Here is a 12725-nt window from a genome sequence, read left to right as displayed (position 1 = left end):
TGTCGACACGAAGACTTAGGTTAGCAATACATTAAAGCAGGTACCCTTTCGTGCGATAGATAAATGCTTTTAGCGTCCTTTGTCTTAAGTCAGATTTGTCTTTGTCTAAAAATTAGAACGGTGGCTCCTCGTCGAAGCCTGAGGCCGGGAATCCTCCCCCACCTTTACTACCGTCGTTCATGCGGCTTCCCAGTCTGATAGCGCCTGGTGTTTCCGTGTCGAAGCTGCTGTTCGGCAATGCGTTAAAGCCACCGTCACCACCAAAATCAGAGTCCAGGTTCGTAAACTTCGTGTATTTACCAATAAACTTGAGCTGCACGTTCTCCAGGGAGCCGTTACGGTGCTTGGCGATGATCACCTCACCTACCCCGGCAGTCGGGTTGCCCATTTCGTCTTCGGTGATGCCGTAATATTCCGGACGGTAGAGGAAGAGCACCATGTCAGCATCCTGCTCAATGGAGCCTGATTCACGAAGGTCGGACAGCTGCGGACGCTTGTCACCTCCACGGGTTTCCACGGCGCGGCTTAACTGCGACAGAGCAATTACCGGCACGTTCAGTTCCTTGGCCAGCATCTTCATGGCTCGCGAAATAGAGGCAATCTCCTGTTCACGGTTACCGCCACCCTTGCCCTCGGCGTTACCGCTCATCAGCTGCAGGTAGTCAATGATGACCATCTGGATGTCGTACTGTGCTTTTAGGCGGCGGCACTTGGTGCGGAGCTCACGGATAGAGAGACCAGGCGTATCATCGATGAAGATCGGCGCTTCGGTCAGTTTTGATATTTTATGGTTGAGCTGCGCCCACTCATAATCTTCGAGACTGCCTTTCTTGATCTTTTCAGAATCGAGCTCGGCTTCCGAAGAAATCAGACGATTTACCAGCTGCAGCGAGGACATCTCCAGCGAGAAAATCGCTACCCCTTTTTTGAAATCCACAGCGGCGTTGCGCAGGCAGGAAAGCACGAAGGCTGTTTTACCCATCGCAGGGCGGGCAGCCAGAATGATCAAATCCGATTTCTGCCAGCCGGAAGTCACGCGGTCCAGGGCCGTCATACCGCTTGGCACACCGGTCAGACCATCCGTTTGCTTACGCTTTTCTTCCAGTTCCTTGATAGCGGCATGCATCAAAGAGCGCATGTCGTCGAAGTTCTTGCGGATGTTCGATTCGGATACTTCGTAAAGCTTGGCCTCTGTTCTGTCGAGGAGCTCAAATACATCAGTAGTGTCTTCGAAAGCGCTTGAGAGCACTTCAGAGGAGATCGAGATCAGGTCGCGTTTGATCGAGTTTTCCGTGATGATACGGGCGTGGTACTCGATGTTGGCCGCCGAGTTAACGCGGGTTGTCAGCTGTGTGACGTAGTAAGCGCCACCGGCCAGCTCCAACTCACCATTTTCGCGCAGCTCGTGGGTTACTGTTAAAATGTCGATTGGCTCTGACTTGTCGAACAGCGCCAGGATCGCTTTAAAAATGCGTTGGTGCGCCTCTTTGTAAAAAGAGTTTGGTCGCAGAATGTCGATTACGGTGGTAAGCGCATCTTTCTCCAACATCAGAGCGCCTAGCACGGCCTCCTCCAAATCCAGTGCCTGCGGCGGTTTTTTACCCAACTCTGCCACGGCAGGCGCTTTTTTGCTCCAGGTGCCGCGGTTGCCAGTTGGCCGCACGTTCATTTTCATCTCCTCCATACCACAAATTTAAAAAGTAAGCCGCCCAAGTAATCCACAAATTACGGAAGATATCCACATATTAGCGTATAGCTATTTACATTTAACTTAGGAATTCTAATTTTGTCGGTTCGCTAAACTGATAGCACGGATTATGGAGAGAACGGATTTTAAACATATTCACCTGATTGCCACAGGTGGCAGCATCATGCACAACCTGGCGCTGGCTTTGCACGACCAGGGTATAAAAGTAACTGGTTCGGACGACGAGATCTACGAGCCGGCCAAGAGCCGACTGGCTGCCGCAGGTATACTGCCCGCCGCAGAAGGCTGGTTTCCCGAAAAGCTGGAAGACCGCCCGGACGCTGTCATCCTGGGGATGCACGCCCGCGCTGATAACCCGGAACTGCTTCGCGCACAGGAGACAGGTATACCGGTCTACTCATTTCCGGATTTCATTTATGAGCTAAGCAGAAACAAACAACGCATCGTGATAGGCGGTAGCCATGGCAAGACGTCCATTACCTCCATCATCATGCACGTGCTCCAGCATAGCGGCCGCCTGTTCGACTACGCCGTAGGCGCCCAGCTCGAGGGCTTCGACCGCATGGTGAGGCTAACTGAGGAGGCACCGATCATCATTATCGAAGGGGATGAGTACCTCTCCGACCCGATCAAACGCGTACCTAAATTCCACCTGTACCACCACCACATCGGTGTGATCAGCGGCATCAGCTGGGACCATATTAACGTGTTCCCGACGCCGGAGGTATACCGCGACCAGTTCCGCATTTTCGCGGAGATGACACCAAAGGCCGGCACGCTCATTTACAACCAAGACGACGAACAGGTACAACTGGCGGCCGTACCGCGCAACCCGGCTGATATTGCTTACATTGGCTACACGGTGCATCCGCACAGCATCCATCACGGCAAAACCATTCTGCATACCAAGAAAGAGGGCGATGTAGAGATCCCGCTTTTCGGGGAGCATAACCTCCGCAACATCAGTGCGGCCAAGGAAGTCTGCAAGAAGATCGGCATCAAAGCGCATGATTTTTACGAAGCGCTCAAGACCTTTAAAGGCGCCGCCAAACGACTGGAGCGACTCGACGAAAACGACAAAACCGTGATTTTCCGTGACTTTGCCCATGCACCTTCTAAAGTAAAGGCAACAACAGAAGCTGTGAAAACGCAGTACCCGCAGCGCAAGCTGGTGGCCTGTGTGGAGCTGCATACCTTCAGCAGTCTCAACAAGAATTTCCTGCCGCAGTATGCGCGATCGCTCGACAGAGCCGATGTGCCGATCGTTTTTTTCAGCCCTAAAACGGTGGAGCACAAACGCATGGAAATGCTGTCGGTAGAAGACCTGCGCAACGCTTTCGGCAACCCGAAGCTGCAGGTGTTCACCGACTCAACCGCCCTGCTCGAGCACCTGAAAGGTATGGAATGGCAAAACGCCAACCTGCTGCTTATGAGCTCCGGCACTTATCAAAATCTTGACCTGGAGGCGCTCAAAAAAGCGGTTCTTTAAACCACCCAACCATGAAGTTGAACCTGAAGCGCCCCATCGTATTCTTCGATCTCGAAACCACCGGCACCGACATTTGTAAAGACCGCATCGTCGAGATCAGCGTGTTGAAAGTGATGCCAAACGGCGAAGAAATCCTCAAAACCCGCCGCATCAACCCGACCGTGCCGATTCCGCTCGAGTCGAGTTTGATCCACAAGATTTACGACGAGGACGTAAAGGACTGTCCTACCTTCCAGCAAGTGGCCCGCAATCTCTACCAGTTTATGGAGGGCTGCGATCTGGGTGGCTACAACCTGGTGCGCTTCGATATACCTTTGCTGGCCGAGGAGTTTCTGCGGATAGGTATAGACTTCGACATCGACAACCGCCACGTGGTAGACGCCTGCCGTATTTTCCATATGATGGAGAAGCGCACGCTCTCAGCTGCTTACAAATACTATTGCAACAAAACGCTCGAGAATGCCCACAGCGCGGAGGCCGACACCGTAGCGACTTACCACATTCTGAAAGCCCAGCTCGAGCGCTACGAAAACACGATCGTGGAAGTGTCAGAAGGTATAGAGGAAGCACCAATCCAGAACGACATGGCCCAGCTTCACAAATTCACCTTCGAGAAGTCAGCCGATCTGGCTGGTCGCATTGTGTACAACAATGCCGGGCAGGAAGTCTTTAACTTCGGCAAGCACCGCAATGTGCCGGTGGAGGAAGTGCTGAGCAAAGAGCCAAGCTACTACGACTGGATGATGAAAGGCGACTTCCCGCTGTATACCAAGAAAATTCTGACACGCATCAGACTGCGGAACATGCAGAGTAGTGTGTCCTAAGTCTCTGAAAAGAGCCTTCCAGGTATAGCATTAAAAATAACCAAGAGCGGGCTGCCAGATAACTGGCAGCCCGCTCTTTCTTGTGGTCTATACCTAAGGCTATTCCTGTCTCGGGTTCTTTAACCTGACGCCCTGCAGCAGCTTATTGCCCTCCTGCACCTTATGGCGACAGTCGTAACCAGCGGCCCGGATCGAGCACTGGCAGCCCGTGATTCTGTTGTCCTCGAAGCTGAAGTAACAGAAATCGCAACCGGCAGTAGCTTCGCAAATATGCTTCATCGACTTACTACTCAGGTATAGGCTGTTGTCAGAAGCCACATCCAGTTCCAGAGCCATCGAGCGGAAAGAGCCGTTGTACATGCCCAAACCTACCAGGTAATAAGTAGCAGGAAGGTTTTTGTTGTCCTGCACCTTATGGATCGTTACTTTGTTCACCACCGTGCCGTTGCCAAACTCCTTTATAAAAGGCTGAACCAGCTCCTGCTGCGGCACTACAAAATCGATCTCGTCCAACACCACTTGTGCCAACAATTGCCCGTCATACTTTGGTCCGGCTTCTGCGTCGAGTGGTTCCTCTTCACTTTCCTCGGGGAAAGCTTCGCGGCGCGTACAACCAGCCGCTACCAGTAGGATCAGAGTCAGGGCCAGCGACCAGCGCAGGCAGGTCAGCAGCAGGTGCCGGCCATTGGCTAAGGGTGATGGAGTCATGTAGGTTTATCGGGTTAGTGATTATTTCTTGTAGTATTTCATCGCTTCCGGCATATGCTTCTGCAGGGTGGCACGACGAGTACCAGCGCTCGGGTGCGTGCTCAGGAATTCCGGTGGTGCCTGACCGCCAGACTTCGCCTCCATACGCTCCCAGAAAGGGATAGCCTCCTGCGGATTATAACCGGCCATGGCCATAAAAATTAGCCCTAGTTGATCGGCTTCGCTTTCCTGGTTACGGCCATACTTCAGCAGGCCGAGTGTAGAACCGGCACTGTAGGCAGTCATAATCAGTTGCTGCGCCACACCAGGTTGCGTGCCAGCCAGGGCCGAAAGCGTTTGGCCTCCGAACTGCTGGGCCAATTGCTGGCTCATGCGCTCGTTGCTGTGTTTGGCAATAGCATGGGCAATTTCGTGGCCCATTACCACAGCCAGGCCAGTTTCGTTCTGAGCGATCGGCAGTATACCTGTGTAAGTCACGGTTTTACCACCAGCCATGGCCCAGGCGTTCACCTGGTCATCCTCGATCAGGTTGTGCTCCCACGCAAAGCCCTGCAATTGATTTGACATGTTGTTGGCAGCCATATACTGTTCCACGGCACGCTGTATGCGCTGGCCAGTACGTTTCACCATGGCCGTAGCCTGTGCGTCACGCGAAAGCTTGTTCTCTTTCAGGAACTGGTCGTAAGCGTCGTAACTCATTTGCATCATCTGCGCGTCTGACACGAGACTCAGCTGCCTGCGGCCTGTGATCGGCACCGTTGTACAGGCTACCATCATCACTACCGCTATTGAAAAGGCGATTAACTTCTTGTACATAGTTTTAAAATTTAAATGACTTCATAAAATGGCTGTTTCAAATTTTGAACCAATTTTAAAAGTCAGGTATGCTTGAATCGTTTAATATGTTAAAATTACTATACTTTAACTGATAAAACAAAGTGCAACTTGACCTGGAATGACAGGTTGCCACTTAGACTGTCAGCTGCATAGGTATACGAACGCTCTAATATAAAATGTTGTAGTCCCCCTCAGCACAATAATGCGGACCTTCTCTTGTTAAAGTATAAAAAGAGCCTGCGCCTGCCACAGGTATAGGAACTTCTAAAAAATTGTCTTTTAATTGATTCTTTTTAGCAAATCATGCTGCACGAAAACCGGATATAGCCTATTTTTGAGTATCGATAAAGAAAACACCCTGACCCTTTTATGAAAATAGTAGCCATCGGCCGCAATTACGCCGATCATATAGCCGAACTGAAGAATGAAGTGCCGGACGAACCGGTGATATTTTTTATGCCTGATACGGCCATCCTTCGCAACAACGAGCCTTTTTATTATCCGGAATACAGCCAGGACATCCACCACGAGGTGGAGCTGCTTGTGCGCATCAGCCGCGAAGGCAAGAACATCGACAAGAAGTTCGCTCACAAATACTACGATGCGATTGGTCTGGGTATAGACTTCACGGCCCGCGACCTCCAGGCCAAGGCCAAAGCCAAAGGATTGCCTTGGACGCTGGCCAAAGGCTTCAATGGTTCGGCTCCTATCTCGGAATTTCTGCTGCTTGATCAGTTTGAGGATTTGCAAAATATCAACTTCAAGCTTGAGGTAAACGGCGAGACAAGACAAAATGGAAATTCGAAGATGATGCTGAACACTTTTGACGACATCATCGCGTATATCTCCCGCTTCATCACCCTGAAGAAAGGCGATATTATCTTTACAGGTACGCCTGAGGGAGTAGGTCCGGTGCAGATCGGCGACAGATTGGAAGGCTATGTTGAAGATAAAAAACTACTTGATTTTGAAATTAAATAAGCGCCTGGTGCTCCTTTTCGCTTACGTATTCACCACCCTCGGACTGGCCGCTCAACCGGCGCCGGAACAGGGCTATTTTATGTTTCCCATCAAGCCGGGACAGCGCAACTTCCTGTCCGGCTCCATGGGTGAGATACGCTCCACCCATTTCCACGGCGGCATCGACATTAAAACCGATCAGCGCGAAGGTTTGTCGGTATACGCTGCTGCGGACGGGTATATCTCGCGTGTGAAGATGTCAACTTATGGGTATGGCAACATCATTTACGTGACGCACCCCAACGGTCTTACCACTACTTATTCGCATTTGCTGGCTTTCTATGACCCTTTGGCGGATTATATTCTGCAGAAGCAGTACGAGAAGGAGACCTTTGAGCTGGAAGTGTTCCCGGAGAAAAACCTGTTTCCGGTAAAGAAAGGGCAGATCATCGCTTTGTCCGGAAACACGGGAGGCTCCGGCGGTCCGCACCTGCACTTTGAGATTCGCGACGCCGAGGACCGTCTGTACAATCCGCTTCGCTGGGGCTTCAAAGAGATCACTGACACGACACCTCCTGATTTGTTGGGTTTGGGCGTGCAGCCGCTGAACATCCATGCCCGCATCAACCAGGAATTTGCACGGAAGGAATATACTCCCAAGAAAACCAACGGCGCCCATACCTTGCCGGATACCGTGTTCGCCCATGGTTTGATCGGTTTTGAGTTGCAGACCATCGACCGCTATGACGACACACAAAACCGGAACGGCACCCAAGACGTGACCGTGTTTGTGAATGACAAGCAGGTATACAACCACCACATCGACCGGGTACCTTTTGAGCTCTCGAAACAGGTATCGCAGCACGTGAACTACAACGTTTACCGCCGCACAGGACGTACTTTCCAGAAGGCTTATGTAGACTATGGCAACGACCTGCCGCTCTATACCGCTCCGCAAAACCGGGGGAGGCTCAACGTGCAGGCAGACTCGATTTATCACATCCGGCTCGTAGCAAAAGACACTTACAACAATGCTTCTACCCTTACTTTTGTGGTGAAAGGGCAAAAACCGACTTTCACGCAGGCTGCCAATGGCAAAGTAACGAAACCTCAGCTGAGCTACGAGATCATCGGCAACGTCCTAAAAGTGAACGCCTCTGATACATCGTCTACACCGCGCAACGTGGAGATGGTGGTGAACAACCAACGCCTGATGCTGGTGCCAAGTTATACCAAAGGCACTGCCTCGGTGAGCCTCTATGACCTGCGCGGCGGTTTGCCTGAGTCGCTGGAATTCTGCGGCACCTCCACCCCACTCGATTTACAGGCTGCTATACCTGCGGGTCAGGAACACAGCTTCAGCAACCGCGACATGAGCATCCGCTTTGACAAGGAGAGTCTGTACGACACGCTCTACCTGCAGGCAAAAAAAGAAGGCGATGTGTATACCATCGGCGACTACTTCACGCCATTGCACAAAGCAGTGAAAGTGACTATCACACCAGAAACACCGGTAACCGACAAGCGCAAAGCTGCTGTATATTACCTGGGTCTGGGCAAAGGCCGCGGCATGATGGGCGGCGTCTGGGACGGCAACAGCATCACCTTCTCCACCCGCAGTATGGGCAAGTTCAAAGTACTCGAAGATGTGAAAGCACCTACGATCAAACTGCTCAGCAAAAGCAAGACACAGATCAAATTCCGAATCGGAGACAATCTGTCAGGTATAAACTCTTTCCGCTGCGAAGTGAATGGCAAATGGTTGCTGATGAAGTACGAGCATAAAACTGCCACCATATACTCCGAAAAATTAGATAAAAGCATACCTTTGTCTGGCAAGGTGGTACTGAAGGTAAAAGACAACGCCGGAAACGAGGCGGAGTTCACGACCACTATCTAATTTCTGGACAAAAGGCTTTGTGACAAAAGACTTTTTAAAATTTATTCCACTTTTGTCCTTTGTCAAATGGTTTAATGTCAAGATAAAAAAGCATGGAACTGAAAATCGGAGATAAAGCGCCGGAGTTTGAGGCAAAAGACCAGCACGGCAATACGGTGAAACTGAGCGACTACCGCGGCAAAAAAGTAGTCATGTATTTCTACCCGAAAGACAACACGCCCGGCTGCACCGCCCAGAGCTGCAACCTGCGCGACAACTACAGCGAGCTGCAGGCACAGGGCTACGAAGTGATCGGGGTGAGCATCGACAGCGAGAAGTCACACCAGAATTTCATTGGCAAATACGAACTGCCTTTCACGCTACTGGCGGACACTGATAAAAAAATAGTGGAACAATACGGCGTCTGGCAGGAGAAATCGATGTATGGCCGCAAGTACATGGGCACCATGCGCTATACCTTCGTCATCGACGAGGAGGGCACCATCGAGGACATCATGACGAAAGTGAAAACGGCCGACCACGCCGCCCAGATTCTGAAAAAGTAACGCAAAGCGCAGTTGTCCGAAAAGGCGGCTGCGCTTTTTTCGTTGTATATTTGTTTCCGGAAGAGAGACAAGACACTTGGCTACAGCATTTCAGGTATCACCTGACCCGTGTGCTGGAAGAAAATACACTTGATTGTTATCATGAATAAACAATTCAGCAATCAAAAATTAGACAATTTAGCAATCAACAATTTAACAATTCATAAAACGTGAACCCACACAACAAAAGCATCGACGAGCTGAAGCAAATTGCGGCACAGGTTCGCCGTGACATCGTGCGCATGGTACATGCGGTAAACTCCGGCCACCCGGGCGGCTCACTCGGCTGCACGGATTATTTTGTGTCGCTGTACTTCAAGGTGTTGAACTACAAGGCAAAACCTTTCAACATGGACGGCGAAGGCGAAGACCTTTTCTTCCTTTCCAACGGACACATCTCGCCGGTATGGTACAGTGTGTTGGCTCGCGCCGGCTTCTTTGAAGTGTCAGAACTGGCTACTTTCCGCAAGATCAACTCCAGGCTGCAAGGCCACCCGGCTACAGAAGAAGGCCTGCCAGGTATACGCGTAGCTTCTGGCTCATTGGGTCAGGGACTTTCGGTGGCAGTTGGTGCTGCTCAGACCAAGAAGCTGAACAAAGACAACAACCTGGTGTACGTGCTGATGGGCGACGGCGAGTTGGGCGAAGGTCAGGTATGGGAGGCGGCCATGTATGCTGCTCACAATAAAGTGGATAACCTGATTGCGACCGTAGACCGCAACTACCAGCAGATTGACGGTGGTACCGAAGAAGTTCTGGCGCTGGGCGACCTCCGTACCAAATTCGAAGCATTCGGCTGGCATGTACTGGAGGCGGACGGCAACAACTTTGAAACCCTGCTACCTGCACTCGAAGACGCGAAGAAAGCTACCGGCAACGGCAAACCAGTGATGATCCTGATGAACACCGAGATGGGCTTTGGCGTGGACTTCATGATGGGTTCGCACAAGTGGCACGGCGTAGCGCCGAACGACGAGCAGCTCGAGATCGCACTTCAGCAACTAGCCGTAGAGGCAGCTTCAGATTACTAAGCTTTAAAACACAGCAATGAAAGAGTATACATATACAGAGAAAAAAGACACCCGTTCTGGTTTTGGCGTAGGCTTGCTGGAGCTTGGCCGCACCAACCCGAACGTAGTAGCCCTTTGCGCTGACCTGATCGGTTCGCTAAAAATGGATGCCTTCAAAAAGGAGTTTCCGGAGCGTTTTTACCAGGTAGGTATAGCCGAGGCCAACATGATGGGTCTGGCCGCAGGTATGACCATTGGTGGTAAGATTCCGTTCACAGGTACGTTTGCAAACTTCTCGACGGGCCGCGTGTACGATCAGATCCGTCAGTCGATCGCTTACTCGGGCAAGAACGTGAAGATTTGCGCCTCGCACGCCGGTTTGACCTTGGGTGAGGACGGTGCCACGCACCAGATTCTGGAAGATGTGGGCATGATGAAAATGCTGCCGCACATGACCGTAATCAACCCATGCGACTTCAACCAGACCAAAGCCGCCACCATCGCGATTGCCGATTACGAAGGTCCGGTATACCTGCGTTTTGGTCGTCCGGCTGTTCCTAACTTCACTCCTGCCGATCAGAAGTTCGAAATCGGAAAAGCGGTGATGCTGAACGAAGGAACTGACATTACTATTCTGGCCACAGGTCACCTGGTATGGAAAGCTATCGAGGCAGGTCACAAACTGGCTGAGAAAGGCATCAATGCTGAAGTAATTAACATCCACACCATCAAGCCGCTTGACGACGAGGCCATTTTGAAATCAGTTGGCAAAACCAAGTGTGTGGTGACGGCAGAAGAGCACCAGCTACATGGTGGCCTGGGTGATTCGGTGGCGCAACTATTGGGTCGCCAGCTACCTGCTCCACTGGAAATGGTGGGCGTAAACGATTCGTTTGGAGAGTCTGGCACACCGGACCAGCTGATGGAGAAGTACGGCCTGAGCACTGACAACATTGTGGCTGCCGCTGAGCGTGCCATTAGCCGCAAGTAATACATAAGGGTTATACCTTATTTTAGAAAAACAGAAGGGGCTGTACTGCTAAAGTGCAGCCCCTTCTGTTTTTATGCATTATATTGCATATTCAGAGAGGTATAACCGCCCTGCCCCTGCTCCCTGACACGTGGAAGACAAAGAGATCTTAGAAAAATTCGCCAACCCCGATAGCCGCAACCTGGCCTTCAACCAGCTTGTCCGGAAGTACCAGCAAAAAATTTACTGGCACATCCGGAAGATGGTGATCGACCACGACGACGCCGATGATCTGACGCAGGAGGTCTTTATCAAGGTATGGAAGAACCTGGAGAATTTCCGGCAGGATGCGCAGCTTTATACCTGGCTTTACCGTATTGCCACCAACGAGTGCCTTACCTTCCTTTCGAGTAAGCGCAAAAAATTCTTCTTGCCCATAAACGATGTAGCCGCCGAGCTCACAGAGAAGATCGATTCCTCACCGGATATTGACGGAGACGAGATACAACTCAAACTGCAAAAAGCATTGCTAAAGCTGCCAGACAAGCAACGACTGGTCTTTAACATGAAGTACTACGACGAGCTGAAATACGAGGAAATGTCTGAGATTCTGGGCACTTCGGTGGGCGCTTTAAAGGCCTCTTATCATCACGCAGTAAAAAAAATTGAAGAATTTATTAAACAGGATTAAACTATAGCGCGCTATAGCTATCTAACCCATAAGTACAATGACCATGAAAAACGATTTTAAACTAAGCGACCTGCCCAAGCGCAACATCTACGAGGTACCGGAAAAGTACTTCGACCGGCTGCCTGCGCAGATCATGGAGCGCACTGCTGGTGCCGGGTATAGCCCTGCCCCGTGGTATGCCGCTGCATGGAAGCCGTTGAAGTTGGCCATGGCACCGCTGGTGCTGCTTTTGGTGGCAGGCATCGTGTACTTCTCGCAACTGCGTCAGGAAAAAGAGAAATCAGCAGTCATTCTGGCCACCGTGGCCGACGAAGCGATCATGGATTACCTGAGCACCTATGCCGTGCTCGAGAGTTCTGATTTTGCCGAGATGCCTTCACTCTCCGACCCTGATATGACAGCAGAGTTTTTGAACGTAAGTCCGAAAGCAGCCGAAGAAGAACTCGAGTATTACCAACTGGATATGACTGACTACTAATACACACATGAAAAGATTGCCCTTTATTTTATTTCTTTTTTGCGCATTTACGTTTGGCAGCACCGCAGCCATGGCACAGTCTGGCCGCTCGCAGGACAAAAACGTGGAAGCAGCCAAAGTGGCTTTTTTAACTGACAAGATGGGACTGACAGCCGAACAGTCGCAGAAGTTCTGGCCGCTTTATAATGAGTACGAAGCCAAGCGCCGTGAACTGGTCCGCTCCTATCGCAGCGGTTACCGCCAAGACGTGGACGAACTGAGCGATCAGGAGGCGAAAGCCCGTCTGGATGGCATGTTCAACACCCGCGAAAAAGAACTGGAACTGGAAAAAGAGTATGTGTCGCGTTACCAGCGCGTGATTTCCTCTAACCAGGTTATCAAACTATACCGTAGTGAGCGTGAGTTCACCAAGCTCCTCCTGAAAAAACTGGAGGCCAATAACAGAGCACAGTAGTTTTTTTTGAATAGATAATTATAGTGAGAACAGTAAAAGGACCTGGCATTTTGCCTTGTTTTTTTCAAAAAAGCCCCTGCTAATGAGATGGCAGGGGCTTTTGCTTTTACTG

13 protein-coding genes are annotated in these 12725 nt (G+C 50.9%); 10 read left to right on the top strand and 3 right to left on the bottom strand.

Annotated elements, in window-relative coordinates:
• Positions 1-112 precede the first annotated feature (112 nt).
• Entirely contained in the window at positions 113-1684 is a 1572-nt protein-coding gene (gene dnaB / locus K3G39_RS02825) for a replicative DNA helicase (RefSeq protein ID WP_220624662.1), read from the bottom strand.
• A 133-nt stretch (positions 1685-1817) separates the two neighbouring features.
• On the opposite strand from dnaB, the gene murC reads away from it, so the two are divergent.
• Positions 1818-3197: a UDP-N-acetylmuramate--L-alanine ligase gene (murC, locus tag K3G39_RS02820; RefSeq protein WP_220624661.1), complete on the top strand. Its 1380-nt coding sequence runs from the start codon at positions 1818-1820 to the stop codon at positions 3195-3197.
• Between the two features lie 11 nt (positions 3198-3208).
• Positions 3209-4021, top strand: coding sequence for a 3'-5' exonuclease (locus tag K3G39_RS02815; protein ID WP_220624660.1), 813 nt, complete (start codon positions 3209-3211; stop codon positions 4019-4021).
• Between the two features lie 99 nt (positions 4022-4120).
• Here K3G39_RS02815 and K3G39_RS02810 read toward each other — a convergent pair whose 3' ends face one another.
• Together K3G39_RS02810 and K3G39_RS02805 are read right to left on the bottom strand one after the other, a co-directional pair.
• Positions 4121-4729, bottom strand: coding sequence for a hypothetical protein (locus tag K3G39_RS02810; protein WP_220624659.1), 609 nt, complete (start codon positions 4727-4729; stop codon positions 4121-4123).
• 21 nt (positions 4730-4750) lie between these two features.
• Entirely contained in the window at positions 4751-5545 is a 795-nt protein-coding gene (locus K3G39_RS02805) for a M48 family metallopeptidase (protein ID WP_220624658.1), read from the bottom strand.
• Between the two features lie 390 nt (positions 5546-5935).
• On the opposite strand from K3G39_RS02805, the gene K3G39_RS02800 reads away from it, so the two are divergent.
• The 8 genes from K3G39_RS02800 (at position 5936) to K3G39_RS02765 (ending at position 12613) form a co-directional block, all read left to right on the top strand.
• Positions 5936-6547, top strand: a complete 612-nt coding sequence (locus K3G39_RS02800) for a fumarylacetoacetate hydrolase family protein (protein ID WP_220624657.1) — start codon at positions 5936-5938, stop codon at positions 6545-6547.
• Positions 6534-8426, top strand: coding sequence for a M23 family metallopeptidase (locus K3G39_RS21075; RefSeq protein ID WP_220624656.1), 1893 nt, complete (start codon positions 6534-6536; stop codon positions 8424-8426). Before K3G39_RS02800 ends, K3G39_RS21075 begins: the two co-directional genes overlap by 14 nt.
• A 92-nt stretch (positions 8427-8518) precedes the next feature.
• Complete coding sequence (bcp, locus tag K3G39_RS02790; protein ID WP_220624655.1) at positions 8519-8971, top strand: thioredoxin-dependent thiol peroxidase; 453 nt, start codon at positions 8519-8521, stop codon at positions 8969-8971.
• Positions 8972-9180: 209 nt separating this feature from the next.
• Positions 9181-10041, top strand: a complete 861-nt coding sequence (locus K3G39_RS02785) for a transketolase (protein WP_220624654.1) — start codon at positions 9181-9183, stop codon at positions 10039-10041.
• A 16-nt stretch (positions 10042-10057) separates the two neighbouring features.
• A complete protein-coding gene (locus tag K3G39_RS02780; RefSeq protein ID WP_220624653.1) occupies positions 10058-11011 on the top strand; it encodes a transketolase family protein in 954 nt (317 codons plus the stop codon).
• A 130-nt stretch (positions 11012-11141) separates the two neighbouring features.
• Positions 11142-11681, top strand: coding sequence for an RNA polymerase sigma factor (locus K3G39_RS02775; protein ID WP_220624652.1), 540 nt, complete (start codon positions 11142-11144; stop codon positions 11679-11681).
• A gap of 43 nt (positions 11682-11724) precedes the next feature.
• Positions 11725-12159, top strand: a complete 435-nt coding sequence (locus tag K3G39_RS02770) for a hypothetical protein (protein ID WP_220624651.1) — start codon at positions 11725-11727, stop codon at positions 12157-12159.
• Positions 12160-12166: 7 nt separating this feature from the next.
• Positions 12167-12613: a hypothetical protein gene (locus tag K3G39_RS02765; protein WP_255593838.1), complete on the top strand. Its 447-nt coding sequence runs from the start codon at positions 12167-12169 to the stop codon at positions 12611-12613.
• The last annotated feature ends 112 nt before the right edge of the window (positions 12614-12725 follow it).

Origin of the sequence: Pontibacter sp. HSC-14F20 (assembly GCF_019599265.1) — a bacterium.
GTDB lineage: Bacteria > Bacteroidota > Bacteroidia > Cytophagales > Hymenobacteraceae > Pontibacter.
Note: the sequence above shows the minus strand (reverse complement) of the source record. Positions and strands in the feature narration are given on the sequence as shown.